The sequence below is a fragment of the Hydrogenophaga sp. genome (genome assembly GCF_051860785.1).
GTDB lineage: Bacteria > Pseudomonadota > Gammaproteobacteria > Burkholderiales > Burkholderiaceae_C > Hydrogenophaga.
This window is the reverse complement of record NZ_JBIMLB010000016.1, coordinates 48,865-74,720: the sequence shown is the minus strand read 5'-3', so window position 1 is coordinate 74,720 and position 25,856 is coordinate 48,865. Positions and strand designations below refer to the sequence as shown.

The 25,856-nt window shown below is 65.9% G+C and carries 19 protein-coding genes and 2 tRNA genes; 11 read left to right on the top strand and 10 right to left on the bottom strand.

Translation table 11 applies throughout. From position 1 onward, the window contains the following. The first annotated feature begins 269 nt into the window (after positions 1 to 269). Both ACTIF6_RS19105 and ACTIF6_RS19100 read left to right on the top strand, forming a co-directional pair. On the top strand, positions 270 to 1,604 hold the full coding sequence (locus ACTIF6_RS19105) for a collagen-like triple helix repeat-containing protein (RefSeq protein WP_439589514.1): 1,335 nt from the start codon (positions 270 to 272) through the stop codon (positions 1,602 to 1,604). 20 nt (positions 1,605 to 1,624) lie between these two features. Beyond that, positions 1,625 to 3,316: a ShlB/FhaC/HecB family hemolysin secretion/activation protein gene (locus ACTIF6_RS19100; protein WP_439589513.1), complete on the top strand. Its 1,692-nt coding sequence runs from the start codon at positions 1,625 to 1,627 to the stop codon at positions 3,314 to 3,316. Positions 3,317 to 3,323: 7 nt separating this feature from the next. Here ACTIF6_RS19100 and ligA read toward each other — a convergent pair whose 3' ends face one another. The 3 genes from ligA to smc are packed head-to-tail and all read right to left on the bottom strand — an operon-like array spanning position 3,324 to position 10,081. Further along, on the bottom strand, positions 3,324 to 5,399 hold the full coding sequence (gene ligA, locus ACTIF6_RS19095) for an NAD-dependent DNA ligase LigA (RefSeq protein ID WP_439589512.1): 2,076 nt from the start codon (positions 5,397 to 5,399) through the stop codon (positions 3,324 to 3,326). After that, positions 5,399 to 6,532, bottom strand: a complete 1,134-nt coding sequence (locus tag ACTIF6_RS19090) for a cell division protein ZipA C-terminal FtsZ-binding domain-containing protein (protein ID WP_439589511.1) — start codon at positions 6,530 to 6,532, stop codon at positions 5,399 to 5,401. Before ACTIF6_RS19090 ends, ligA begins: the two co-directional genes overlap by 1 nt. Positions 6,533 to 6,562: 30 nt before the next feature. Beyond that, on the bottom strand, positions 6,563 to 10,081 hold the full coding sequence (gene smc, locus ACTIF6_RS19085) for a chromosome segregation protein SMC (protein ID WP_439589510.1): 3,519 nt from the start codon (positions 10,079 to 10,081) through the stop codon (positions 6,563 to 6,565). Between the two features lie 117 nt (positions 10,082 to 10,198). Here smc and dapC point away from each other — a divergent pair, with 117 nt between their 5' ends. From dapC to ACTIF6_RS19045, 8 genes are all read left to right on the top strand, one after another. After that, positions 10,199 to 11,422 carry a succinyldiaminopimelate transaminase gene (dapC, locus tag ACTIF6_RS19080; protein WP_439589509.1) on the top strand — a complete coding sequence of 408 codons (1,224 nt, stop codon included), beginning with the start codon at positions 10,199 to 10,201 and terminating at the stop codon, positions 11,420 to 11,422. A gap of 38 nt (positions 11,423 to 11,460) precedes the next feature. Further along, positions 11,461 to 12,285 carry a 2,3,4,5-tetrahydropyridine-2,6-dicarboxylate N-succinyltransferase gene (dapD, locus tag ACTIF6_RS19075; protein WP_439589508.1) on the top strand — a complete coding sequence of 275 codons (825 nt, stop codon included), beginning with the start codon at positions 11,461 to 11,463 and terminating at the stop codon, positions 12,283 to 12,285. A gap of 44 nt (positions 12,286 to 12,329) precedes the next feature. Continuing rightward, complete coding sequence (locus ACTIF6_RS19070; protein WP_439589507.1) at positions 12,330 to 13,490, top strand: PilT/PilU family type 4a pilus ATPase; 1,161 nt, start codon at positions 12,330 to 12,332, stop codon at positions 13,488 to 13,490. Between the two features lie 11 nt (positions 13,491 to 13,501). Continuing rightward, the gene (dapE, locus tag ACTIF6_RS19065) at positions 13,502 to 14,674 is read left to right on the top strand and encodes a succinyl-diaminopimelate desuccinylase (protein WP_439589506.1); all 1,173 of its coding nucleotides are present in this window, start codon (positions 13,502 to 13,504) and stop codon (positions 14,672 to 14,674) included. A gap of 10 nt (positions 14,675 to 14,684) precedes the next feature. After that, complete coding sequence (gene prmB / locus ACTIF6_RS19060) at positions 14,685 to 15,578, top strand: 50S ribosomal protein L3 N(5)-glutamine methyltransferase (RefSeq protein WP_439589505.1); 894 nt, start codon at positions 14,685 to 14,687, stop codon at positions 15,576 to 15,578. After that, positions 15,575 to 17,521, top strand: coding sequence for an ABC-F family ATP-binding cassette domain-containing protein (locus ACTIF6_RS19055; RefSeq protein WP_439589504.1), 1,947 nt, complete (start codon positions 15,575 to 15,577; stop codon positions 17,519 to 17,521). Before prmB ends, ACTIF6_RS19055 begins: the two co-directional genes overlap by 4 nt. Positions 17,522 to 17,564: 43 nt before the next feature. Continuing rightward, positions 17,565 to 17,813, top strand: coding sequence for a GlsB/YeaQ/YmgE family stress response membrane protein (locus ACTIF6_RS19050; RefSeq protein ID WP_439589503.1), 249 nt, complete (start codon positions 17,565 to 17,567; stop codon positions 17,811 to 17,813). 151 nt (positions 17,814 to 17,964) lie between these two features. Then, positions 17,965 to 18,732 (top strand): hypothetical protein, encoded by a 768-nt coding sequence (locus ACTIF6_RS19045; protein ID WP_439589502.1) that lies wholly within the window; start codon positions 17,965 to 17,967, stop codon positions 18,730 to 18,732. Between the two features lie 66 nt (positions 18,733 to 18,798). Here ACTIF6_RS19045 and ACTIF6_RS19040 read toward each other — a convergent pair. The 7 genes from ACTIF6_RS19040 to tolB form a co-directional block, all read right to left on the bottom strand. After that, positions 18,799 to 18,874, bottom strand: a tRNA-Lys gene (locus ACTIF6_RS19040). Between the two features lie 40 nt (positions 18,875 to 18,914). Further along, a tRNA-Lys gene (locus ACTIF6_RS19035) sits at positions 18,915 to 18,990 on the bottom strand. A gap of 75 nt (positions 18,991 to 19,065) precedes the next feature. Continuing rightward, complete coding sequence (locus tag ACTIF6_RS19030) at positions 19,066 to 19,902, bottom strand: tRNA threonylcarbamoyladenosine dehydratase (protein ID WP_439589501.1); 837 nt, start codon at positions 19,900 to 19,902, stop codon at positions 19,066 to 19,068. Then, positions 19,899 to 21,011 carry a YeeE/YedE family protein gene (locus tag ACTIF6_RS19025; protein WP_439589500.1) on the bottom strand — a complete coding sequence of 371 codons (1,113 nt, stop codon included), beginning with the start codon at positions 21,009 to 21,011 and terminating at the stop codon, positions 19,899 to 19,901. Before ACTIF6_RS19025 ends, ACTIF6_RS19030 begins: the two co-directional genes overlap by 4 nt. 59 nt (positions 21,012 to 21,070) lie before the next feature. Next, positions 21,071 to 21,853 carry a tol-pal system protein YbgF gene (gene ybgF / locus ACTIF6_RS19020; RefSeq protein ID WP_439589499.1) on the bottom strand — a complete coding sequence of 261 codons (783 nt, stop codon included), beginning with the start codon at positions 21,851 to 21,853 and terminating at the stop codon, positions 21,071 to 21,073. Positions 21,854 to 21,858: 5 nt separating this feature from the next. After that, on the bottom strand, positions 21,859 to 22,452 hold the full coding sequence (gene pal, locus ACTIF6_RS19015; protein ID WP_439589498.1) for a peptidoglycan-associated lipoprotein Pal: 594 nt from the start codon (positions 22,450 to 22,452) through the stop codon (positions 21,859 to 21,861). Positions 22,453 to 22,528: 76 nt separating this feature from the next. Then, complete coding sequence (gene tolB / locus ACTIF6_RS19010; RefSeq protein ID WP_439589497.1) at positions 22,529 to 23,845, bottom strand: Tol-Pal system beta propeller repeat protein TolB; 1,317 nt, start codon at positions 23,843 to 23,845, stop codon at positions 22,529 to 22,531. 250 nt (positions 23,846 to 24,095) lie between these two features. Between tolB and msbA the strand changes: the two genes are divergently transcribed. Beyond that, the gene (msbA, locus tag ACTIF6_RS19005) at positions 24,096 to 25,844 is read left to right on the top strand and encodes a lipid A export permease/ATP-binding protein MsbA (RefSeq protein WP_439589554.1); all 1,749 of its coding nucleotides are present in this window, start codon (positions 24,096 to 24,098) and stop codon (positions 25,842 to 25,844) included. The last annotated feature ends 12 nt before the right edge of the window (positions 25,845 to 25,856 follow it).

The window sequence follows — 25,856 nt, the reverse complement described above, 5'->3', positions numbered from 1 at the left end:
TCCCTGCATCGAAGAGCCCCACTTCCTGATGCCACAGGAGGTGAGAGTGACCATTTTACGTGCTCGCAGAGACTGTTTTCTATTGATGCCCAGAAGAATAGACTGGCCTCAGCGGTTGGATTTTTTCAGAAAAACCCACGATTCGGATTTAGCAGATTCGTGAGAAGCATGCAATTGGTGAGCTTTCAATTGCAGATTGCTGAAATGCCGACCGCGCCCCAAATCCGGGGCAGTTGCAGTGGCATTTTTTCTACATCAGGAGGTTATCCATGAACAGGATTGTCAATCGTTCCCAACGCCCGGCCCGCGCCGGCCTGACGGTTCTTGCGCTCGCCCTGCTGGCACTGGGCGGTTGTTCGGGCACCGGTTCGCTCAATTCCGCAGACGCTGGTGGCACGCCTTCCGGTGACCAGGTTTCGGGCACCCCTTCTCCGCTGGCGGCCGTCGTGCGCGAGCAAGGCAACACCGTCACCGACGTGGGGCAGGCGGTGTCTGGCCTGGGCGGTACCGTGGCCAATGTGGCGGCGCCGCTGGTGGGTAGGCAGGCGGCGCAGGGTCTCGATGGCGTGGTGACCCATGCGGGCGGTACCGTCAGCGCGCTGGGCCAGGCCGTGGCCGGAGGCCTCGGCCAGTTGGGCAGCATTGACAACCCCCTGGGCACCACCGCAGCCGGTCTGGGCGGGGCAGTGGACCAGGCAGGACGCACGGTGTCCAGCGCCGGTGACGCGGTCAGCGGCATAGGCCAGAACCCCGCCACGTCCTTCCTGAATCCGGTAACCAGCGTGGCCGGCCAGGTGGTGGATCAGGCGGGCAACGCCGTCAGCCGCGTGGGTCAGAGCTGGGAAACCCAGATGAGCACCGGCCCGGCCGATCAGTTGCTGGGCCGCGCAAGCGATGGGGTCGAGCAAGTCGTGACCACCGGCGTGGGTGTCACCCAGATGGTGGGCTCGGCGACGGGCCTGGGTGCGCCGGTGGCAGACCGGGTTGTCGACCCTCTCGCACAAGCGCTTGGCCAGGCGGGCGGCACGCTGTCGGGCAGCAACGCGCCTGTCGCCCGTGAAGTCGGTGACATCGTCAGCAACACCGCTCGCACGCTCGGCCACACCGGCGACATGGTGAACACACCTTCTGGCGGCGGTTCTGCCAGCCCCGTCGAACAGGTGGGGCGCACAGCCAGCACCGCGATCGTGCCCATCAACGCCGCCATCACACAGGTGGCGAGCCGCGTGAACGACTCCACCGGCATCGGCACGCCATTGGGCAACGTGGTGGTGGCCACGGGTGGCGCTGTTCAGCAGCTCGGCACCGCCGTACAGGGCAACGGCAACCAGCCTGTCACGCAGAGCCTGGGCGGCGTGGTCAACCAGGCTGGTGGCCTGGTCACCAGCGTGGGTACGACCTTGGGTGGCACCAGTGGCGGCGCCGGCACAGGTGTTCTGGCGCCCGTGGTCAACACGGTAGGCGCGCTCACAGGCGGCATCACCGCTCCGGTTGCTGGCGGCAGCGCGCCGTTGACGACCACGGTGACCACCACCGTCACGAACACGGTGACCAACGCGGTGGGCGGCATCACCGGTGGCCTGCTCGGCGCACTGGGCCGCTGAAGCGCCAGGAGAAGAAGCCCATGCCAACACACCGCACCAGGCAACTTCTGCTGGTCGGTGTGTCCTGGTGGGTGGCCATGGGTGTGGGCGCGCAAGGCGTGGCACCCGTTGGCAGCCCGCTGGACACGCTGCCTCGTCCCGTCATTCCCCCGCAGCCGGGGGCGGATGTGCAGGTGGATGTCCAGCGGCCCGCGCCACCGCCTGCTGACCTGCTCAATACCAGGATCACGCCGCGCAAGTTCGACATCGAGGGCGTGCAGTCCATCCCATTTGCGGAAGTGGCCGCCTTGTTCACGCCGCTGGTTGGCCAGGCGGTCACCGTGGGTGAAATCGTGGAGCGCAGCCAGCAGGCCAGCGGCCTCTACCAACAGCAGGGTTACGCGCTGTCGTTCTTTTTCGTGCCGGTGCAGAACTTCGAGAACGGGGTGGTGCGCATCGTGGCGGTGGAAGGTCACGTGCAGACGGTGCGCATCGAGGGCGACCCCGGCAAGGCCGAGGCCAGGCTGCGCGAGATCGCCGAACACATCCAGCGCGAAAAACCCCTGCGAACCGCCACCTTCGAGCACGTCACCGCCCTCCTCGGCCGCCTGCCGGGCATCGGCATTCAAGCCCAGGTGCAATTGCCCACGAGCACCGATGGCGCCAGCACCCTGGTGATCCAGGCACGTCACAAACCTTACGACCTCGCTGTGGGACTGGAAACGCGCCAGCCCCACCCGCGCGCCGTGGTCACCGGCGCGGTGAACGACCCCCTGGTCCCGGGCAGCCAGCTGGGCGTCTCGACACTGCTGTCCACGGCCCGCAACGACCACTACAACGCCCTGCACTACGAGCAGTTCATCGGCAGCGAGGGCCTGTCCCTCAAAGGCACGCTGTCGCAGTACCGCGGCGACCCCGCCGAGCAACTGGGCGTGCAGAGCGCGTTGCAACGCCGCAGCGAGGTCGAGCGCGCCGAGGTCGTGGCCAGTATTCCCCTGCGCCTCTCACGCGAAACCAGCTGGGTGGCCAGTGGGGGCGTGTATGGCGTGAACACGCGCGATGGCATCAGCAACCCCGCCAACGGCGCTCAACTCGTCGACGAAACCCAGGTGCGTGCGGTGTTCGGGCAACTGAGCTACACGTCGAACCGGCCCAACGACGGCGCACAGGTCAGCCTGAAGCTATCGCACGGTCTTTCCGCGCTGGGCGCATCTGCCGGCGTCACCAGCAACGTGCCGGGCCTGTCCGGGCCCAGCCCGGTCAAGCTGGCCTTTGTGCGCCTGCAGCTCGAAGCCAGCCATCAACACCGTTACAACAACGGCCTGGGCACGGCCGTGTCCTTCGCCATGCAGCACAGCCCGCACAACCTGCCGGGCAGCGAGAAGGTGTCGTTCGGCGGCAACCGCTTTGCGCGCGGCTACGGAGCGGGTGAAGCGGTGGGTGATTCGGGCTGGGGCCTGGGCCTGGAACTCAACCGCGCGTTTGCACTGGACAACCGCTGGTTGCGGCAATGGCAGCCCTACGTGCTGATGGAATGGGCTCGCGTTGACGGACGTCTCGCCACCCCGGTTCCTGCGGATCTGCGGTCGGTGAGTCTGGGGCTGCGGCTGACCAACCACAAGCACTACAACCTGGATTTCGCCGTCTCGAAACCGACCGGCGACGCGCCGGTGGCCGATCCCGATCGTCAGTGGCGCGCGAACGTGACGCTGAGCTACCAGTTGGGCGAATGAGCCCTGCCTACGCGTCGCCGGAGACGAGCATGGCCAGCATGGCCGGTTCGTCGATCACCGCCACACCCAGGGCCAGCGCCTTCTCCAGCTTGCTGCCGGCCTCAGTACCAGCGACCACGTAGTCGGTCTTCTTGCTCACCGACCCAGCCACCTTGGCGCCAGCGGCTTCCAGCAGGTCCTTGGCCTGATCGCGACTCAGGGTGGGAAAGGTGCCCGTGAGCACGAAGGTCTTGCCTGCCAGCGGCTGCGGAGCGCGCGCGGCGGGTTCGCCCTCTTCCCACTGCAGGCCACACGCGCGGAGCTGCTCCACCACCTCGCGGTTGTGCGGCTGCTCGAAGAAGGTGTGGATGCTCTGGGCCACCACCGGGCCCACGTCGTTCACTTCCGACAGGGCCTCCACGCTCGCGTCCATGATGCGGTCGAGTTGACCGAAGTGGCGTGCGAGTTCCTTGGCCGTGGCTTCGCCCACGTGGCGAATGCCCAGACCGAAGAGAAAGCGCGGCAGCGTGGTGTGCTTGGACTTTTCCAGAGCGGCCAGGATGTTCTGTGCCGACTTCTCCGCCATGCGCTCCAGCGCCAGCAGCGAGGTGAGGCCGAGTCGGTACAGGTCGGGCAGGGTCTTGACCGCCCCTGTGTCCACCAGTTGTTCAACCAGCTTGTCGCCCAGGCCTTCGATTTCCACCGCACGGCGATGCGCAAAGTGCAGGATGGCCTCCTTGCGCTGCGCACCGCAGAACAGGCCTCCGGTGCAGCGGTGATCGGCTTCGCCTTCTTCCCGCACCGCATCGCTGCCACACACGGGGCATTTCGAGGGCATGGTGAAAACAGGCGGGTCACCCACGCGCTTGTCCACCAGCACCGAGACCACCTCCGGAATCACGTCCCCCGCACGGCGCACGATCACCGTATCCCCCACGCGAACGTCCTTGCGGCGCGCTTCCAGTTCGTTGTGCAGGGTCGCGTTGGTCACGGTCACGCCGCCCACGAACACCGGCGCGAGCTTGGCCACCGGGGTCAGCTTGCCGGTGCGGCCCACCTGCACGTCGATGGCCTGCACGGTGGTGAGTTGCTCCTGCGCCGGGTACTTGTGCGCCACCGCCCAGCGCGGCTCGCGGGTGACGAATCCGAGTTGCTTCTGCACCTCCAGAGAGTCGACCTTGTAGACCACACCGTCGATGTCGAACGGCAGGGTGTCGCGCAATTCACCGATGCGGCGGTGGAAGGCCACGAGTTCATCGGCACCCCGGCAACGCGTGGTCTGTTCCGCCACCGGGAAACCCCAGGCCTTCAGGCGCATCAGCCAGTCGAACTGCGTGGCCGGCGGATGGGCGTCGCCCTGCACTTCGCCCCAGGAGTAGGCATAGAAACTCAGGGGGCGCTCGCGGGTGATCTTCGAATCAAGCTGGCGCACGGCACCGGCTGCCGCGTTGCGCGGATTCACAAAGGTCTTCTCGCCCTTGGCACCTCCCGCGATCTTCCCGCGCTGGCGCTCGTTGAGCGCATCGAACTGATCGCGTCGCATGTAGACCTCACCGCGCACCTCGAGCACCTCGGGCACCCCGGCAGGCAGTCGCAATGGAATCTGGCGGATCGTGCGCACATTGTGGGTCACGTCCTCGCCGGTTTCGCCGTCGCCGCGCGTCGCCGCTCGCACCAGCACGCCTTGCTCGTAGCGCAGGCTCATGGCCAAGCCGTCGAACTTGAGTTCGGCCAGGTAGTCCACGGGCGGATCGGTCTCGCTCAGCTTGAGCTCGCGCCGCACGCGCGCGTCGAACGCCGCTGCCCCCGTGGCCTCGGTGTCGGTTTCCGTGCGGATGCTGAGCATCGGCACGGCATGGCGCACAGGCACGAGTTCCTTGAGAATGGCGCCGCCCACGCGCTGGGTCGGCGAATCCGGCGTGAGCAGCTCGGGGTGGGCCGCCTCGATGGCCTGCAATTCCTTGAACAGCCGGTCGTACTCGGCGTCGGGAATCTCCGGCTCGTCGAGCGTGTAGTAGCGGTGAGCGTGGTGGTTCAGTTGCGCGCGCAACTCGGCGGCTCGCGCGGCCGGCGAAGGCGGCTCGGCGAAGAGATCGTTGGCCATCAGGAGAAAAGTCTGCGGGCCTGAGCGGAGCCAGCGGACAGGTCGCGACTGTCGAGCGCGTCGTACAGGCTTTCCAGGTCGGCACCGATGCGGTCCATGGTGTCGGTGGAGAGCGGCTGGCCCGCGTCGTCGGTGACCACGCCATCCATGGCTTCGGCCAGTGCCATGGCCGCCTGGCGCATGCGCACGAAAGGTTGTTCGCTGCGTGGCACGTGCGTGACTTCCAGCGACAGCGCGATCTCGCGCAACGCGGTCTGCTCGGGGTCTTCAGCCATGGCGGCCTGTGAATCGAACACCAGGCTCAGGATGGCGGCGTGGCCACTCGAGCTGCCCGGTAGCACCATGCGCCCGGGCAGCGCACCGGCAATGAAGCCCAGGCGCCCGGCGTGCTGCGCCACGTAGCCGGGGCTCCAGGCGGTGCGGCGCGCGCGCAAGGTGAAGCCCAGTTGGGCATCGTGGCCGCTGGCGAAGGCGTCGAGCTCGCGCGCCCGCGCCACCTCGGCGCGCATGTCGGGGAAATCAGGTGAGGCGGCCAGAAGATCGGCAAACGCCTGGGCCTTGACCACGAACTCCGAAAATTCGATGTCGTTCAGCGGACCGGAGCGGTTGGCCAGTTGCACGCCGGCTTGCAAGCTGCGGTAGCGCTGGCCGAGGCGTGGGGTTTCCCATTCGCTTGTCGCCTCGCAAAGGCCTTCCACGGCAAACGGCTTGCTGCCCACGCGGCGCGTGCCCGGCAAGGCGGCCAGCACCGCATCGCCCGAGACTTCGTGTTCGAGTTGCAGCGGTGCGATGACGTCGATCAGCGCGTCCAGGCCGGGTTTCTTATCGGGTTGCGCCATCAGCGGGTTCACACTCACCGACGCGATGGCCGCGGCCACCACCGCCGGCTCGGGCGGTGCGGGCGCGCCTGGCATGTCGCCCAGCACCGGGTCGATGCGCTGGATCTCGTGTTCAGAGAGGTCAGCGGGTGAGTACGGCAGCGTTTCCTCGCCAGCGGCTTCATCTGCAGCGTGCGAGCCGCGTTCGCGTGCGGTGCGTGGCACGCTCCTGCCGGTCACCCAGGCGTTGTAGGCGACCACGCCCGCCAGCACGAGTCCTCCGATGATGGCCAGGCCGATTTGCAGCGTGCTCATGGTGTGGTGCGGTTCCGCTGGGTGGTGGTGTCAGGTGGATTCGAGCATGCCGGCCGCAGACTCCATGTCCACCGCCACGATGCGCGAAACGCCCTGCTCCTGCATGGTCACGCCGATCAGTTGCTCGGCCATTTCCATGGCAATCTTGTTGTGGCTGATGAAGAGGAACTGCGTTTCCCTCGCCATGGTCGTCACCAGCTTGGCGTAACGCTCGGTGTTGGCGTCGTCCAGCGGCGCGTCCACTTCGTCCAGCAGACAGAACGGCGCGGGATTGAGCTGGAAGATGGCGAACACGAGGGCGATGGCGGTCAGCGCTTTCTCGCCACCCGAAAGCAGGTGGATGGTCTGGTTCTTCTTGCCCGGCGGCTGCGCCATCACCTGCACGCCCGCATCCAGGATTTCCTCGCCGGTCATCACCAGCTTCGCGTTGCCGCCCCCAAACAGCTCGGGGAACATCTTGCCGAAGTGCGTGTTGACGGTCTCGAACGTGCTGCCCAGCAGGTCGCGCGTCTCGTTGTCGATCTTCTTGATCGCGTCCTCCAGGGTGTTCATGGCCTCCACCAGATCGGCCGACTGCGCGTCCAGGAAGGTCTTGCGCTCGCTGGCGGCCGTAAGCTCGTCCAGCGCAGCCAGGTTCACCGCCCCCAGCGCCTGGATCTCGCGGTGCAGGCGGTCGATCTCTCCTTGCAGGCCCGAGAGGCGAACGTTGCCTTCGGTGATGCTCTGTGCCAGAGCGGCCAGATCGGCCTGCGCTTCTTCGAGCAGCTGGCTGTACTGCTCCACGCCCAGGCGTGCGGCCTGTTCCTTGAGCTGGAAATCGGTGATGCGGTTGCGCAGCGGCTCCAGTTCGCGTTCCAGTTGCAGGCGGCGCTCGTCGCTGGCGCGCAACTTGGCCGTGAGATCGTCGTACTGGCTGCGCAGCGCGCCCAGTGCCTGCTCGCGCTCGAGCTTCATGGCCAGCGCGTCCTGCAGGCCGGCCTGGGCGGCAGCGTCGTTCAGCCGGCCCAGTTCATCGCTGGCGCGTTGCTGCTCTTCGGCCAGCGCTTTTTCCTGCGTGGCCGCCGTTTCCATGGCGCGTTGCAATTCACCCTGGCGCGCCTGCAGGCTGCGCAGCGCAAAGGTGGCCTCCTGGGCGCTGCGCTCCAGCCCGCGCTGCTGTTCGCGCGCCTGGTTCAAGGCACGCTCGGCCTCGATCACGTGGTCGTCCAGCTGGGCATGGCGCTCCTGGCTGTCGGCGAGCTGCATGTCCAGTTCTTCAAACCGTGCTTCGGCCGTCACGCGGCGTTCCTGCAGTTCTTCCAGTTGCGCATCCACCTCGGCCAGATCGCCGGCGATCTGTTCGCTGCGCGCACGGGTCTGCTCGGCCAGTTGGGTCAGGCGCAGCGCCTCCACCTGCAGTTCGTGAGCACGGCCCCGCGTGTCGGCGGCTTCGCGCCGCGCGCTCACCAGGCGTTGCGAGGCGTCGGTGTACGCCGCCTCGGCGCGGATCAGGACAGCGCGCGCCTGCTCGGCAATCAGCACCTGCGCCTTGAGCTGCTTGTCGATGTTCTCGATTTCCTGCGCACGCGCCAGCAGGCCGGCCTGCTCGCTGTCGGGCGCATAGAAACTCACGCTGTGCGCGGTGACGGCGTGGCCACTGGCGACGAAGATCACCTCGCCGGGCTGCAGGCGTTCGCGCTGGGCCAGCGCCTCTTCCAGGCTGGCGGCGGTCAGGCAACCGTGCAGCCATTCGGACAGCAGGGTCTGCTGGGCAGCGTCGTTCAGCCGCAGCCAGGCCGCCAGGGGCTTGAGCCCACTGGTGCTGGCTGCAGCCGCCGCACCCGCAGGCGGGCTGTAGAAAGCCAGCTTGGCCGGTGGCGCGTCGCTGCCGAAGGCGCGCACCATGTCCAGGCGCGACACCTCCAGCGCACCCATGCGCTCGCGCAGCGCCGCCTCCAGTGCGTTTTCCCAGCCAGTCTCGATGTGGATGCGGCTCCACAGGCCTTGCAGGCCATCGAGCCCGTGCTTGGCCAGCCAAGGCGTGAGTTTGCCGTCGGTCTTGACCTTGTCCTGCAGCGCCTTGAGCGCTTCCATGCGCGCCGACAGGTCGGCCTGCCGCGCTGATTCCTGGTTCACCGCCTGCTGAGCCGCACGGCGCGCCTCGTCGAGTTGGGGCACGCTGTCCTGCAGCTCGTGCAACACGGCGTCGGCCATTTCGGCGGTTTCCTGCGCGCTGGCCAGTTGCGTCTGCGCGTTCAGCAGACGCGCTTCGTCCGGCGCGGCCAGGGCATTGCGGTCGGTCACCAGACGCTCGCGGCGCTGGTTGAGCGCGCGGCTCTGCTCCTCCACGTTGCGCTGTTCGGCGGCCAGCACCTGAATCTGCTGCTGCACCTGCGTCACACTGGTGCGCTGCTCGTTGGCGCGCGCCTGCGCCTGGCGCAGGTTGTCTTCGAGCGCGGGCAGCGCCACGGATTGCTCTTCACCCTGCGCGGCCAGCACCACCGACTGGTCCTCGGCCTGCACGAGCGACTCGGCAATCTGCTCCAGCTCCACGCCCGCGTCCTGGCTGCGCGTGGCCCAGGAGCCCATCTGTTCCTTCAACTGCTGCAGGCGCTGCTCCACACGCTGGCGGCCTTCCACCACGAAGCGGATCTCGGCCTCGAGCTTGCCCACCTCGGCGCTGGCCTCGTACAGCCGGCCTTGCGCCTGGTTGACCTGGTCACCCGCGGCGTAGTGAGCCTGGCGGATGGTTTCCAGTTCGGATTCGATGCGGCGCAGGTCGGCGGTGCGCGACTCCAGGTCATTCACCGCTTGCGCGGCGTCGGTCTTTACCTTCACCTGGTCGGACTCGGCCTCGCTGCGTTTGAGGAACCACAACTGGTGCTGCTTGAGCGTGGCGCCCGTCTGCAAGGCGTTGTAGCGCGCAGCCACCTCAGCCTGTTTCTCCAGCTTGTCCAGGTTGGCGTTGAGTTCGCGCAGGATGTCTTCTACCCGCGTGAGGTTTTCGCGCGTGTCGGCCAGGCGGTGCGCGGTCTCGCGGCGACGTTCCTTGTACTTGGAGACACCAGCGGCTTCCTCGAGGAACAGGCGCAGCTCTTCGGGCTTGCTCTCGATGATGCGGCTGATGGTGCCCTGGCCGATGATGGCGTAAGCGCGTGGACCCAGGCCGGTGCCCAGGAACACGTCCTGCACGTCGCGGCGGCGCACGGGCTGGTTGTTGATGTAGTAGCTGCTGGTGCCGTCGCGCGTGAGCACGCGCTTGACGGCAATTTCACCGAACTGGCCCCACTGGCCGCCGGCACGGTGGTCGCTGTTGTCGAACACCAGCTCCACGCTGGAGCGGCTGGCAGGCTTGCGCGTGTTGGTGCCGTTGAAGATCACGTCCTGCATGGACTCGCCGCGCAGTTCCGAGGCCTTGGACTCGCCCAGCACCCAGCGCACCGCGTCCATGATGTTGGACTTGCCGCAGCCGTTGGGCCCGACCACACCCACCAGTTGCCCGGGCAGCATGAAGTTGGTCGGTTCGGCGAAGGACTTGAAGCCGGAGAGCTTGATCGAGTTGAGACGCACGCTGGAAGGCCCCGTGGCAAAGCCAAGTGATTGAATTCAAAGGCATTTTCACCGCAGCGGCTGCGCTGCCGCGGTGGTCGATGATACCGTGGGCGCCAGCCCCGATAATCCCCAGCCATGAATCCTTTGCTAGCACGCCTGCAGCCCTACCCTTTCGAGCGGCTGCGACGGCTTTTTGCCGACGTGACCCCCAACCCGGCCCTGCGCCCGATCAGCCTGGGCATTGGCGAGCCCCGCCATGCCACCCCCGATTTTCTGAAGCAGGCACTGGCCGCGTCGCTGGACACCGGCCTGGCCGGCTACCCGGCCACCGCCGGCGAGCCCGCCATGCGGCAAGCCTGCGCCGGCTGGGTGCAAAGGCGCTACGGCATTGCGCTGGACCCGGCCACCCAGGTGCTGCCCATCAACGGTTCGCGCGAAGCCCTGTTTGCCTTCGCGCAGACAGTGATCGACCCCACGCGTGAGGGTGCCACAGTGGTGATGCCCAACCCGTTCTATCAAATCTACGAAGGCGCCGCCCTGCTCGGCGGCGCCGAGCCGCACTACGTGGCCAGCGACCCGGCGCGCAATTTCGCCACCGAATGGGACAGCGTGCCCGAAGCGGTGTGGGCTCGCACCCAATTGGTCTATGTGTGCTCGCCAGGCAATCCCACAGGCGCGGTGATGCCGCTGGAGGAATGGCGCCGCCTGTTCGAACTGAGCGACCGCCACGGGTTCGTCATCGCCTCGGACGAGTGCTACAGCGAGATCTATTTCCGCGACGAACCGCCTCTGGGCGGGCTGGAAGCTGCCCAGCGCCTGGGTCGCGCAGGCTTTCCGCGGCTCATCAGTTTCACCAGCCTCTCCAAACGCAGCAACGTGCCAGGCCTGCGCAGCGGTTTTGTGGCAGGCGACGCAGCGCTGATCAAGGCCTTCCTGCTCTACCGCACCTACCACGGCGGCGCCATGAGCCCGGCGGTGCAGGCGGCCAGTACCGCCGCCTGGAACGACGAGGCCCATGTGGTGGACAACCGGCGGCAGTACCGCGAGAAGTTTGCCCAGGTCACACCCCTGCTGGCGGGCGTGCTCGATGTGGCACTGCCCGATGCGGCTTTCTACCTCTGGGCCGGCGTGCCCGCTGCCTTTGCCCAGGCCAGCCCGGGCCTGAGCGCCGATGAAGCCTTCGCGCGTGAACTGCTGGCTCAATACAATGTGACGGTCTTGCCCGGCAGCTACCTCGCCCGCGAGACCGGCGGTGTCAACCCCGGTGCCGGCCGGATTCGCATGGCACTGGTGGCGGAGCCCGCCGAGTGTTTCGAAGCCGCCACCCGCATCGCCGAGTTCGTTTCGCGTCGCACCTGAAGCGCACGCTCCCCTTGTTCACTTCTGCCTCGAGTTCCATGACCCAACAATTGCAAACCCTCATCGACAACGCCTGGGACAACCGCGCCGACCTCTCCCCCACCTCCGCCCCCAAGGAGGTGCTGGAAGCTGTCGAGCACGTGATTTCCGAACTCAACAGCGGCAAGCTGCGCGTGGCCACGCGCGAGGGCGTGGGCCAGTGGACGGTGCACCAATGGATCAAGAAGGCCGTGCTGCTCTCGTTCCGCCTGAAGGACAACGAAGTCATGCGCAGCGGCGACCTGGCCTTCTTCGACAAGGTCAAGACCAAGTTCGCTCATTTGAGCGAAAGCGAGATGAAAGCCACTGGCGTGCGCGTGGTGCCGCCGGCCGTCGCGCGGCGCGGCAGCTACATCGCCAAGGGTGCGATCCTCATGCCCAGCTACGTCAACATCGGCGCCTATGTGGACGAAAACACCATGGTCGATACCTGGGCCACCGTGGGCTCATGCGCCCAGATCGGCAAGAACGTGCACCTCTCCGGCGGCGTCGGCATCGGCGGCGTGCTCGAACCCCTGCAGGCCGGCCCGACCATCATCGAAGACAACTGCTTCATCGGCGCGCGCTCCGAAGTGGTCGAGGGTGTGGTGATCGAAGAGAACTCGGTCATCTCCATGGGCGTGTACATCGGCCAGAGCACCCCCATCTACGACCGCGCCACGGGCGAGGTGAGCTATGGCCGCGTGCCCTCGGGCTCGGTGGTGATCAGCGGCAGCCTGCCCAAGGACGGCGGCAAATACAGCCTGTACGCGGCCATCATCGTCAAGCGCGTGGATGCACAGACGCGTTCGAAAACCAGCCTGAACGACCTGCTCCGAGACTGAGGCAAGGTGCGTCTGCAATCTTGATTGAACAAAAGGAACACGGCATGAGCAGCGGAACCATGGAACGCATCCTGCGCCTGATGGCCGACAAGAAGGCCTCGGACGTGTACCTGACGGCGCATGCGCCGGCCATGATCAAGATCAACGGGCAGACCATCCCGATCAACAGCCAGGTGCTGCCGCCCGAGGCACCCCGCAACCTGCTCTCCGAAATCGTGGCAGCCACCCGCATGGAGGAACTGCACGAGACCGGCGAGCTGAACATGGCCGTACCGCTGGACGGCCTGGGCAACTTTCGCGTGAGCGCGTTCCGGCAGCGTGGTCACATTGCGGTGGTGATCCGATTCGTGCCGGGCGACATCCCGGCACTGGACACGCTCAACGTGGCGCCGGTGCTCGCCGAGTTGATCATGGAGAAGCGTGGCCTGGTCCTGATGGTGGGTGCCACGGGTGCAGGCAAGAGCACCACCCTCGCGGCCATGATCGACCACCGCAACGAACGCACCACCGGTCATGTGCTCACGGTCGAAGATCCGATCGAGTACGTCTACCGCAACAAGAAGTCGGTGGTGAACCAGCGCGAGATCGGGCCCGACACGGCGTCGCTCCAGATCGCGTTGAAGAACGCGCTGCGCCAGGCGCCCGACGTGATCCTGATCGGCGAGATCCGCGACCGAGAAACCATGTCGGCGGCCATCGCCTATGCACAGTCGGGCCACCTCTGCCTGGCCACGCTGCATGCCAACAACAGCTACCAGGCGCTCAACCGCATCCTGAGCTTCTACCCGGTGGAGGTGCGCCCCACCATGCTGGGCGACCTGGCCGCCGCACTGCGCGCCATCGTCTCGCAGCGCCTGCTGCGCACCCACACCGGCGGACGCGTGCCGGCCATGGAGGTGATGCTGAACACGTCGCTGATTGCCGACCTGATCCAGAAGGCCGACTTTTCCGGCGTGCGCGAGGCCATGGAGAAATCTCTGGCCGAGGGCTCGCAGACCTTCGAGCAAGATCTTTCCCGCCTCATCAGCGATGGCCTGGTATCCCGCAACGAAGGTCTGGCCCACGCCGACTCGCCCAACAACCTGCTCTGGCGCCTGCAGAACGACTTCAACTCTTCCAAGGCCGCCGACGCCGCTGCGCCGGGCGAAGAAGAGAACACCGACATGGCGACCTTCACCGAGTTCACGCTGGACGTGAAGTTCTGACGCCTTCCTCCATGTCCGCCACCCTGAGACTCACCGAGCAACTGATTGCACGTGCCTCCGTCACGCCCAACGACGAAGGCTGCCAGGCGCTGATCGCTGCGCGGCTCGCCCCCCTGGGTTTCAATTGCGAAACGCTGGAAAGCGGCCCGGCGGACTTCCGCGTTACCAACTTCTGGGCTCGCCTTGGCACGGGCCAGCGCCCGACCCTCGTGTTCGCCGGCCACACCGACGTGGTACCTACCGGCCCGCTCGATGCCTGGGCCAGCGACCCTTTCGTGCCCAGCCACCGCGATGGCAAGTTGTACGGCCGTGGTGCCGCCGACATGAAGACCTCGCTGGCGGCCATGGTGGTGGCTTGCGAAGAATTCCTGGCAGCCCACCCGCGGCCCGCCATCGACATCGCCTTCCTGCTCACCAGCGACGAGGAAGGCCCTGCGGTGGACGGCACCGTGGTCGTCTGTCAAACGCTCAAGCAACGTGGCGAGCGGTTGGACTGGTGTATCGTTGGCGAGCCCACCTCGGTCGAGCGCACCGGCGACATGATCAAGAACGGCCGGCGCGGCACGATGAGCGGCAAACTCACCGTCAAGGGTGTGCAGGGGCACATCGCCTACCCGCACCTCGCGAAGAATCCCATTCACCTGGTCTCGCCCGCGCTGGCCGAGCTGGTGGCGACCACGTGGGACGAAGGCAATGCTTTTTTCCCCCCCACCAGTTGGCAGATCAGCAACATCCACGGCGGCACCGGCGCGAGCAACGTGATCCCTGGCACCGTGGTGATCGACTTCAATTTCCGCTTTTCCACCGAGTCCACGCCCGAAGGGCTGCAGCAGCGCGTGCGTGAGATCCTGCAACGCCACGGCATGGCCGAAGGCGCCGACTACGACCTGGCCTGGACGCTGGGCGGGAGGCCGTTCCTCACGCCACCCGGCACGCTGGTGGACGCGGTGCGCCAGGCCATCGTGGACGAACTGGGCGTGCAGACCACGCTCTCGACCACGGGCGGCACGAGCGACGGGCGCTTCATCGCACAGGTTTGCGAACAGGTCATCGAATTCGGTCCACCCAACGCCACCATTCACAAGATCGACGAACACGTGGCACTCGCCGACATCGAGCCCGTGAAAAACGTCTACCGGCGCACGCTGGAGCACCTGTCGCGCCTGGCTGGCGGCGGTGCGTGAGGTGGTGGGCGTGAACCTCGCTGAACTCCTCGACCAGTCGCGCCTGCGCCTTGAATCGGCACAACTGGCCTACGGCCATGGCACCACCAACGCCCGCGATGAAGCCATCTGGCTGGTGCTGTGGCAGCTCGGCCTGCCTCTGGACAGCGACGTGGATGTCCTCGCCGGGCGACTCGTCACGGTCGAGGAACAGGCGAGCGTGGCGGCCCTCATCCAGCGCCGCATCGATACGCGCGAACCCGCCGCCTACCTGACCCAGGAGGCCTGGTTGCAGGGCGTTCCCTTCTACGTCGATCGACGTGCCATCGTGCCGAGAAGCTTCATCGCCGAGCTGCTGGCCGAGGGGTCGATCGACCCCTGGCTCGACGAAGCCAGTCGCGAGGTGCTGGATCTGTGCACCGGCAACGGGAGCCTGGCCGTGCTTGCAGCCATGGCCTACCCGGACGTGCGCGTCACGGGTGCCGACATTTCCACTGACGCATTGGCTGTGGCCCGCATCAACGTGGAACGCCATGGACTGCAGGACCGTATCCGGCTGCTGATGTCAGACGGCCTGGCTGCCTGCCCCGGTCCCTGGGACCTGATCCTGTGCAACCCACCTTACGTGAATGCGCAGAGCATGGCCGAGCTTCCGCCGGAGTACCGTGCCGAGCCAGGCCTCGCGCTCGCGGGCGGCACCGACGGCATGGACTTCGTTCGCACCCTGTTGCGCGATGCGCCGTCACACCTCAAACCCCACGGCGTGCTCGTGCTCGAGATCGGCAACGAACGCGAGCACTTCGAGGCCGCCTTTCCTGACCTGGAAGCGCTCTGGCTGGCCACCAGCGCCGGCGACGACCAGGTTCTTCTGCTCACCCACGAATCGCTTCTGGCGCTGCCCCTTTCGCAGGCGCCCTCCCCATGATCACCCTGAAAAATCTGGTCCTTCGCCGCGGGGCGAAGGTGCTGCTCGATGGCGCGTCCTGCACCATCAACCCCGGCGAAAAAGTCGGCCTGGTCGGCCGCAATGGTGCGGGCAAATCGAGCCTGTTCGGCCTGCTCAACCACACCCTGCACGAAGACAAGGGTGACTTCTACGTGCCACCGCAATGGCGCATGGCGCAGGTGGCGCAGGACATGCCAGAGACCGACATGCCGGCCACGCAGTTCGTCATCGAAGGCGACGTGACGCTGCAGCTGGCCCGTGAAGAAGTAAGTGCCGCCGAGGACAGCGGCGACGGTGAGCGCATGGCCCACGCCTACATGGCGCTGCACGATGCCGGCGAGCACGACGCCGCCGCGCGCGCGCAGGCCCTCATTCTCGGCCTGGGCTTCCGCACCGACGAACTCGAGCGTCCGGTGGACAGCTTCTCGGGCGGCTGGCGCATGCGTCTGCAACTGGCGCGCGCGCTCATGTGCCCGAGCGACCTGCTGCTGCTCGACGAGCCCACCAACCACCTGGACCTGGACGCCCTGGTCTGGCTGGAAGCCTGGCTCAAGCGCTATGAGGGCACCATGCTCGTGATCAGCCACGACCGCGAGTTCCTCGACGCCGTCACCGACGTCACCATCCACATCCACGCCGCGCAGCTCACCCGCTACGGCGGCAACTACAGCCGCTTCGAGGACATGCGAGCCGAACAGCTGGCGCTGCAGCAATCGGCCTACGCGCGCCAGCAGGACAAGATGGCGCACCTGCAGAAGTTCATCGATCGCTTCAAGGCCAAGGCGAGCAAGGCCAAACAGGCGCAGAGCCGCGTGAAGGCGCTGGAGCGCATGGAGAAGATCGGCCCGGTGCTGGCCGATGCGGAGTTCACGTTTGAATTCGCCGAGCCGCAGAACCTGCCCAACCCCATGCTGGCCATGGCGGATGCCAGCTTTGGTTACCCGCCGCCCGACGAAGGCAGCGAGCCCACCGTCATCGTCCGCCACATCAGCCGCTCGGTGCTGGCTGGCCAGCGCATCGGCATCCTGGGCGCCAACGGCCAGGGCAAGTCCACCGTCGTCAAGACCATCGCGCGCGACCTGCAGCCGCTGGCCGGGCAGATCACCGAAGGCAAAGGCCTGAACATCGGTTACTTCGCTCAGCAGGAACTCGACGTGCTGCGCCCCGCCGACACGCCGCTGGAGCACATGATCCGGCTGGTGCGCGAATGCACCGCCGAAGGCCGCCTGAGCGGCCAGCCCACGCGCGAGCAGGACCTGCGCAGCTTCCTGGGCAACTTCAACTTCACCGGCGATCAGGTGAAGCAGACCGTGGGCAGCATGAGCGGCGGCGAGAAGGCTCGCCTCGTGCTCTGCATGATCGTGTGGCAGCGCCCCAACCTGCTGCTGCTGGACGAACCCACCAACCACCTGGATCTCGCCACACGCGAAGCACTGTCGGTCGCGCTCAACGAGTTCGAAGGCACCGTGATGCTGGTCAGTCACGACCGCGCCTTGTTGCGCGCGGTGTGCGACGAGTTCTGGCTGGTCTCGCGCGGCGGCATCGAACCCTTCGATGGCGATCTTGACGACTACCAGCGCTACCTGCTGGACATGGCCAAACAATCGCGCGAAGCCCAACGCCAGGAACAGCGTGAGCAGCAACGCGCTCCCGTCGTGGCGCCAGCGGCCGAGCAGAAACAGCGCCGGCAGCTACTTGCGGAAAAAACCAAGCCCCTGAAGAAGGAACTGGAGCAGACCGAGAAAAGAATGGCCGCTCTCGCACTGGAGAAAGAGCGTCTGGAAGCCGCCATGGGCCAGCCGCTCAGCCCGGCCGACATCGCCGATGCCGGCAAACGCCTCAAAGCCGTGAACGACGAAAACGAGACCCTGGAAGCCCGATGGCTGGAATTGCAAGAGGCCATCGACGCGGTGGGAGCCTGAGGTATCCTGTTCAATCCCCTCACTTCAACGGAAGGCCTTCACCATGATGTCCATTCTTGGAACCCTCTTTATTGGTCTCATCGCGGGCTTCATCGCCCGGGCCATCAAGCCAGGCGACGACGGCATGGGCTGGATCATGACCGCCATCCTCGGCGTGGCCGGCGCCTTCCTGGCCGGCTACCTGGGCGTGGCACTGGGCTTTTACCAGCAGGGCGAGCCTGTGGGCTTCATTGCTTCGGTGATCGGCGCCATTATCCTGCTGGTGATCTACGGTTTTGTGAAAAAGAAATGATCTGACCGCGTGCGATAGCACCGGAGGCATGAACGCTGGATGCGCAAAAGTCCGGTTTGCGTGATCCATTTCCTCCTGTGCAGCTTCGCCGTCGTTGATCCACGAGAGCGGGGGCTTATAGTCGGTCACCATTCGTTACAAAGGCCATCCCGTGGATAAAACCCTCTTGAAATTGTGTGCGCTGGCATCTGTTTCCGTGCTGGCATCGTGCGGTGGTGATGGTGGTGCTCCGCCCGCCCCCAACCCACCGGCCAGCCCGGCTGGTTTCTACGTCGGCACCATGGGCGCAGGACCGACGCTTCGCGACGTTTCCACCTTGATTCTGGACAATGGTCGCGTGTATTCCTTGTATTCCGGTCCTGCGGGCGGCCCCGCCACCGGCATTGCCGGCGCGGTGGTCGGGAATGGGGTCACCACCGGCAACACCTTTACCGCGTCGCCCACCCGCGACTTCAATTTTGAAGCGCCTGCGTCCGTGACCATCGGATCGCTGTCCGCCTCTTTCACACCCCGATCCTCCATCAGCGGCACGGTGAGCGGAAGCGTGCCTTCCGTGGCCTTCACGGGCACGTACTCACCCGCCTACGAAAATGCGCCCTCGCTGGCGGCGCTTGCAGGCACCTACGCCGGTGACGTCGGGATTACCGGTACAGGTAGCGAAGGTGCCGACGTTGTTGTTGCGCCTGACGGCACGGTTACCGCGCTATCCGACAATGGCTGCAATCTGTCCGGCACCACCACTCTGCACGCATCCGGCAATGTCTACGACGTCACCATCACTGTCGGAGCGGGATGCATTCCTTCTCTCCCGCCGGGAACTGTCTTCACGGGTCACGCTTACCTCAACGGCAACGTGCTGCATTCGATCGTGATGAATCCCGGCCTGACGGAAGGCCTGATTTTCAGCGGCACCCGATAAGCCGCTTTGGGCGGCCCCATGAACGAAGAAGGGGTCCGACCTTGCGGTCGGACCCCTCTTGCTTGATGGTAGGACGTGGCAGGCTCGAACTGCCGACCAACGGATTAAAAGTCCGCTGCTCTACCAACTGAGCTAACGTCCCATCAAAACGGGGTGGCTGCCTGATGGCAACCCGAAAAAGGTGGTGGGGCGTGAGTGACTCGAACACTCGACCTACGGATTAAGAGTCCGCTGCTCTACCAACTGAGCTAACGCCCCCGAGGGGATCTGCGTGAAAACCGACCCGCTCGGGTTCGGCCTCGAGTCTTTTGGACTGCTGCGCGAAGCCTCAAATTATAGCGTCATTGTGTCAGGGCTTTGAAGAGCATCCTTCTTTTTTCCGGCGCCAGCGGCCAGCGTGTTCATCACCCAACCAGCCGCACACAGGCCGAAGGTCGCCGTCACGCTCACGACTGAGCCGTAGCCGTGGCAATTGAGCGTGCCGTCGCCTGCGTCAATTCCACAGGACGCATCGGGTGGCGCAACGGCTTCCCGGCTGAAGACGCAGGCCACTCCCAGACGGCCGTTGCGCGCGCCGGCGTGGTGTTTGCGCAGGCGATAACGGAGTTGCGCGAGCAGTGGGTCGTGTGTCGTCTCCGACAGATCCGCCACTTCAACTGCCTGGGCCATGCGCTTGCCACCCGCCGCACCCACGGTGACAAATGGAACACCTTGCGCCGTCGCCCACGCGGCCAACGCCGTCTTGGCGCGCACCTGGTCACACGCATCGATGAGTGCCGAAGGCAACTGGCCGGCCGTGTCGCGCAAGGCATCCAGCAGACCAGGCCAGTTGTCCGGTGTGACGAAGTCGTCGACCACGTCCACCACGCACGCGGGGTGAAACTGCGCGATGCGCTCGCGCATGGCCTCGGCCTTGGCCCGACCCAGCGTGGGCTCCAGCGCATGGATCTGGCGGTTGATGTTGGATTCGGAAACATGGTCCAGATCGATCAGCGTGAGGCGGTGCACGCCGCTGCGTGCCAGGGCTTCCACCGCCCAGGAGCCCACACCACCGATGCCGACCACCACCACGTGCGCGTTGAAGATGCGCTGCACGCCCTCCATGCCGTAGAGGCGGCGCAGCCCGCCGAAACGGCGCTCGAACTGTTCGTCGGCGGTTGTGCGATTCACTCTCGGTCCAGCAGCCACATCTGGAAGCGGAAACCACCCACCGCACCCAGCATGATGCCGGTGACGGCAATCACGCTGGTGATGCTCAGTGTGGACAGGCCCGAGAGGCCCTGCCCCACCGTGCAGCCCAGTGCCGTCACGCCGCCCACGCCCATGCAGGCACCACCGGCCAGGTGCAATGCCGTGTCTTGTGTGGTGCGAAAGCCCTCCCAGCGAAAGCTGCCTTCGATCAGTGCGCAGACCAGAGACCCGACCACCACACCCGCGACAGTGACCACGCCGAAGGTGAGCAACTTGGAGGTGTCGCTGAAGAAGATGACCCAATCCAGCGTGTAGGCCATGGGTGCAGTGAAGGTGAGCGACTCCATGCGGCCGGTGTTGGTAGCCAGGTAGACGGCTTCCAGCGTCTCGGGGTGTTCGGGAACAAAACCGAAACTGCCGCTGACCCACCACATGGTCACGATCACGAGGCCGATGCCCAGGCCGGCAAGCAGGTTGTTGAAGGTGCGAAAGCCAGGCCCGGCCAGGGCCCAGATCACCAGCGCACCACCCACCAGCAGTGCCACCGCCAGACCGGTGATGGCCGGGTCAAGCCCGAGGCCATTGGAAAACCACGAAGGGATGGCGCCGCCAGCGGGAATCTCGAAGGCAACCCGATCCACCGTGTTGACGCGCAGCACCGCCATGACGCCGCGCAGTGTGGCAAAGGCGGCAAAACCCATCACGAAGAACACCACCAGCGATTTCAGGCTGCCCGCGCCGATGCGCACCAGCGTCTTGCTGCCGCAGCCCGAGGCCAGCACCATGCCGAAACCGAACAGGACTCCGCCCACCAGCGCCGACAGCCAGATGATGCGACCCGAGGTGTAGATGGTTTTGCCGGCGTCGATCCAGCCGAGCCAGGCCATGCCATAGAACCCGATCATGGCCACGCCGACCGCCATGCCCCACATGCGCATGCGGGTCCAGTCGCCCATGTTGACGATGTCGCTGACGGCACCCATGGTGCAGAAGTGGGTGCGCTGGGCAATGAAGCCGAAGGCCATGGCCACGGCGAAGGCAGCCCAGAGCACCTGGGTCTGCAGCTTGAGAAGATCGGCAATTTCCATGGCCGCCATTGTAGGTGGCGGCCCCTCAGCCGCATGTCCGCGAGGACATGCGCTGGACTTCAGCGCAATCGAGCCAGACGGTCGCGCGCTGCGGCAGCGGCTTCAGAGTTCGGATAAGCCTTGGCCAGATCTTCGAGCGTCTTGCGCGCCCCTTTGGGGTCCTTCAGTTCGAACTGGCTGTTGGCCATGGCAAGCATGGCCTCTGGCGTGCGCACGTGATCGGGGAAATCGCGCAGCAGACGGCGGTGGCTCTCCACCGCTTCCTTGTACGCACGGCTGGCGTACTGGGCATTGCCCTGCCAGTAGAGCACCGAGGGTGTGTAGCCGCTGGAGGGGTAGCGCTGCAGGAAGACCGCATAGGCGGTCGCGGCGGGGACGAAGTCGGACTTGCGCAGCAGATCCATGGCTGCGTCGAAGTCGCGCTTTTCATTGGGCGCGGCATTGAAGGCCTGCCCATCGTGCTCGATGCGCAGCGGTTCGACCCGACGCAGGCGCTCGTCGACCCCCGCCTGCACATCCTTCTGCTGCCGCTGCAGTTCGGAGACTTCGCGCGCCAGTTGCTCGTTTTGTCCGCGCAGGCGGGCAAGCTCGGCGCGCAACTGCTCGATCTGGTTGGACAGCTCCAGCAAACTCCGCCGGGTGGCGGCGGCGTTCTCTCTGGCCTCCGCGTTCGCGGCCGCCGTATCTGCCTGGTTCTTGTCGACCTTCTGACGCAATTCAATGATGGCCCGGCGCGCCTCGTCGTCTCCAAAGATCGCGTGAGCCTGCAGGGGCCAGACAGCTGCGATGGCTAGGGAGCAAAAGCCCAGCAGGCCGGATGCGGAGCGCAGTGGGTTCACCATAGGGATCAGCGGTAGGTCAGTTCAACGCGACGGTTCTTGGCGAAGGCGGCTTCGTCCAGCCCCGTCTGTGCCGGCTTTTCTTCGCCGAAACTCACGGCTTCCATCTGCGCCTCGCTCACACCCAGGAGGCTCAGCGCACGGCGCACGGCTTCTGCACGTTTCTGGCCCAGAGCGAGGTTGTATTCGCGGCCACCACGTTCGTCGGTGTGACCTTCGAGGTTCACGCGGCGGGTGCGGTTGGCGTTGAGGTAGCGCGCATTGGCTTCCAGCGTGGCAGCGAACTCGGCCTTCACCTCGAAGCTGTCGTAGTCGAAGTACACCACGCGGGTCAGGGCATTGGGCTGAGCGGCGTCGGAACCGGCCACCGAAACGCCTGACACACCGCGGGGGTCCACCGCACCGCCCTGACCACCGGCGCCGCCGGCGCCAGCTCCTGTGGAGGTGCCCGTGCGGTCTTCCACGGGCACGTCGTCAAGCTTGACGCCCGAGCTGCAGGCAGCCAGCACGGCGGCAAGACCCAGGCCAGCGATCAAGCGCAGCCAGCGCTGGGTCAGCCGGTTGCGGGGAGCAAGTCGAGCGGATGAGTCGGTATTGAACATGGAAATTCCTCTGAAACGAATGGGTGAAAAAAATGGGAAAACTATGCAGGATTCGGGCCGGCTGGCGAGCGTCAACTCAGCGCAGGAACGGGCCCCATTCCGGCTCACGGATGTCGCCTTGCGAACCCGCCAGGCGGGTCTTGATGCGGCCATCGACGGTGGTGGTCATGAGCGCTTCCTGCCCGCGATCGCGCGTGGCGTAGATGATCATGCGGCTGTTGGCGGCGAAGCTCGGGCTTTCGTCGGCGTTGGATTCGCTCAAGGCGGTCACGGTGCCGCTGGCAAGTTCCATTACGTGCAGGCGAAAGCCCCCGCCGATGCGCGAGACAAACGCGAGCCATCGCCCGTCCGGGCTGGGGGCGGGTGAGATGTTGTAGTTGCCGTTGAAGGTGAGCCGCTGCGCATTGCCGCCTTGCGCGCTCATGCGGTAGATCTGCGGGGAGCCACCGCGGTCGCTCACGAAATAGATGTTGTTGCCGTCGGGGCTGAAGACCGGCTCGGTGTCGATGCTGGCGGTCTGGCTCAGGCGGCGGGGCTCGCCACCGGCGGCATCCATGGAATAGATCTGCGTGTTGCCCGAGAGGGAAAGCGTGGCCACCACGGAGCGGCCGTCGGGCGACCAGGAAGGTGCGCTGTTCGAGCCCTTGAAGTTCGCCAGCAGGCGGCGTTTTCCAGAGGCGACATCGTGGGCGTAGATGACCGGCTTGCGCGCCTCGAACGAAACGTAGGCGAGTTGCGCACCGCCGGGCGCCCAGCTCGGCGAGATGATGGGTTCGGGACTGGTGAGCGCAGCACGGGCGTTCTCGCCATCGGCATCGGCCACCCAGAGGTTGTAACGTGGACCGGCCTTGGTCACGTAGGCGATGCGGGTGGAGAAGACACCTTTCACGCCGGTGATCTTCTCGAAGATGTGGTCGGCAACGCGGTGCGCTGCAAGACGCAGATCCTGGGCACTGACGGGATAGCTCAAGCCGCCAAGATCCTGTCCGCGCACCACGTCCCAGAGGCGGAAACGCACGTCGAAGCGTCCATCGGCGAGCCGGGTGACGCTGCCCGTCAACAGCGAATCGGCGCCCTTCTCGCGCCACGGTCCGAGGTCGGGGCGCGAGGTCTCGTCCAGGCCCGAGCTGACCGGCTCAACAAAACGGAACTGGCCGCTGCGTTCCAGGTCGGCGCGAACGATGGCCGCGATGTTCTCGGTGGCGACGTCGTTGCCCCGAAAAGCGACGGCAGAAATCGGATATTGGGTCAGGCCGACGCCGGAGACCTCGACGCGGAACTGGGCGCGGGCATCGGTCAACGGCCAGGTGAGCAACGGCAAGGAAGAAACCAGGCCGAGCACGCGTCGTCTTGGAAGGGTGGCCAGCATTTTGGTTGGGGTCAAATCCAGCATCCTGTGTGTGTCGCTTTTTCCTGGGTGGCGGCTCGGCTCGGGTTGCCAAATCCAACCGGCTGATAATAACGGAGGGTTTACCCCGTCCCGTGACAAGATGTGAGCGCGACCAAGGGTTCGCGCCGTGGCTTCTTGATCCCGACCGACCCGCAATGTTCCGCAGATTCCTGCGAATTCCCGAATCGACCTGCTCTTGAACGACACCAACACCCCGCACAAGCCTCTGGAGGGCACGCTGTCTCAGCGCCTCATGCGCCTGTGGCCCTATTTCCGATCGGCCAAGGCAGGCATCGTGCTGGCGGCCGTGAGCACCCTGGTGGGCGCGCTGACGGAGCCGATGATTCCCATCCTGCTCAAGGCCCTGCTCGACGAAGGCTTCACCGAGGGCAACATTCCCCTGTGGGCCGTGCCGGTGGCGCTCATGGGCCTCTTTGGCATTCGGGGCATGGCCACCTTCGTGGCGCAATACTCGCTCTCGTACACCGCCAGCCTCGGGCTGCTGAACCTGCGGCGCGCGATGTTCGCCAAACTCAACGATGCGCAGATGACGCTGTTCTCGCGCCAGAGCGCGAGCAAGCTCTCCAATACGCTCGTTTACGAGGTGCAGAACGGTTCGCAGATGCTGGTCTCGGCCATCCTGACGCTCACCAAGGACAGCCTGACCGTGGTGGCGCTGCTGGGCTACCTTTTTTACCTGAACTGGGGCCTCACACTGATCGTGCTCACGGTGTTTCCGGCCCTCATTTTCATGATGCGCGTGCTCTCGCGCCGGCTCTACCAGCTCACGCGCGACAACCAGCACGCCACCGACGAACTGGCGTACGTGGTGGAGGAAAACGCCCTCGCCCACCGCATGGTGCGCCTGCACGGCGCGCAGCGGCGCCAGTCCGAACGCTTCGGTGTGCTCAGCGTGGCGCTGCGGCGCCTGGCGCTCAAATCCACCGTGGCGATGGCCGCCATGACGCCACTCACCCAGCTGCTGGCCTCGGCGGCGCTGTCGGCGGTGATCACCGTGGCCCTGTGGCAAAGCAGTTCCAGCGGCGTGACGGTGGGCAACTTCGTCGCCTTCGTCACCGCCATGCTGATGCTGATCACACCGATCCGGCACCTGGCCGAAATCACCGCACCCGTCACGCGCGGCCTGGTCGCGCTGGAGCGTGGGCTCGAATTGATCGAGCACACACCCGAGCAGGCCGGAGGCAGGCACCAGGCCGATCGCGTTCGGGGCCAGATCGAGTTGCACTCGGTGTGGGTGCGTTATCCGGCCAAAGAGGGCTCGGCGCAGAACGAAGCCGCCGAACAGGGCCGCACCGCGCTGCGCGGCATCTCGCTCGACATTGCCCCAGGCGAAGTGCTGGCCCTGGTAGGCCCGTCCGGCTCGGGCAAGACCACGCTGGTGAACCTGCTTCCGCGCTTCGTGGAAGTGGATGAAGGCGAGATCCTGCTCGACGGCGTGGCCCTGACACAATGGGAACTCGCCAGCCTGCGGCGCCAGTTCGCCATGGTCAGCCAGGACGTGGTGATGCTCAACGACTCGCTCGCGGCCAACGTGGCCCTGGGTGCATCCGATGCCGAGATTGACCTCGAGCGCGTGCACGCCGCGCTGGCATCAGCCAACCTCAGCGAGCTCGTCGCTCGCCTGCCCCAGGGCATTCACAGCACCGTGGGCCACAACGCGACCGAACTCTCGGGTGGTCAGCGCCAACGGCTGGCCATCGCCCGCGCGATCTACAAGGACGCGCCCATCCTGATCCTGGACGAAGCCACCTCCGCGCTGGACAACGAGTCCGAGCGGCTGGTGCAGGACGCCCTGGCCCGCCTCATGAAGGGCCGCACCACGTTGGTAATCGCGCACCGGCTCTCCACCATCGAACATGCCGATCGCGTGGTGGTGCTGGCAGAGGGTCGCATCACCGAGCAGGGTACGCATGCGCAGCTGCTGGCAGCCGATGGCCTGTACGCCAGGCTGCACTCGCAAGGTCTGAGCACCGGTACCTGAACGCACGGGGCC

Excerpts from the sequence above, each read along its gene's own strand:
- msbA (WP_439589554.1), top strand. The coding sequence starts at position 24,096 with ATGCGCCTGTGGCCCTATTTCCGATCGGCCAAGGCAGGCATCGTGCTG.
- ybgF (WP_439589499.1), bottom strand. The coding sequence starts at position 21,853 with ATGGTGAACCCACTGCGCTCCGCATCCGGCCTGCTGGGCTTTTGCTCC.
- ACTIF6_RS19100 (WP_439589513.1), top strand. The coding sequence starts at position 1,625 with ATGCCAACACACCGCACCAGGCAACTTCTGCTGGTCGGTGTGTCCTGG.
- tolB (WP_439589497.1), bottom strand. The coding sequence starts at position 23,845 with ATGCTGGATTTGACCCCAACCAAAATGCTGGCCACCCTTCCAAGACGA.
- ligA (WP_439589512.1), bottom strand. The coding sequence starts at position 5,399 with ATGGCCAACGATCTCTTCGCCGAGCCGCCTTCGCCGGCCGCGCGAGCC.
- ACTIF6_RS19090 (WP_439589511.1), bottom strand. The coding sequence starts at position 6,532 with ATGAGCACGCTGCAAATCGGCCTGGCCATCATCGGAGGACTCGTGCTG.
- pal (WP_439589498.1), bottom strand. The coding sequence starts at position 22,452 with ATGTTCAATACCGACTCATCCGCTCGACTTGCTCCCCGCAACCGGCTG.
- ACTIF6_RS19105 (WP_439589514.1), top strand. The coding sequence starts at position 270 with ATGAACAGGATTGTCAATCGTTCCCAACGCCCGGCCCGCGCCGGCCTG.
- dapD (WP_439589508.1), top strand. The coding sequence starts at position 11,461 with ATGACCCAACAATTGCAAACCCTCATCGACAACGCCTGGGACAACCGC.
- ACTIF6_RS19025 (WP_439589500.1), bottom strand. The coding sequence starts at position 21,011 with ATGGAAATTGCCGATCTTCTCAAGCTGCAGACCCAGGTGCTCTGGGCT.
- dapC (WP_439589509.1), top strand. The coding sequence starts at position 10,199 with ATGAATCCTTTGCTAGCACGCCTGCAGCCCTACCCTTTCGAGCGGCTG.
- dapE (WP_439589506.1), top strand. The coding sequence starts at position 13,502 with ATGTCCGCCACCCTGAGACTCACCGAGCAACTGATTGCACGTGCCTCC.
- ACTIF6_RS19055 (WP_439589504.1), top strand. The coding sequence starts at position 15,575 with ATGATCACCCTGAAAAATCTGGTCCTTCGCCGCGGGGCGAAGGTGCTG.
- ACTIF6_RS19070 (WP_439589507.1), top strand. The coding sequence starts at position 12,330 with ATGAGCAGCGGAACCATGGAACGCATCCTGCGCCTGATGGCCGACAAG.
- ACTIF6_RS19050 (WP_439589503.1), top strand. The coding sequence starts at position 17,565 with ATGATGTCCATTCTTGGAACCCTCTTTATTGGTCTCATCGCGGGCTTC.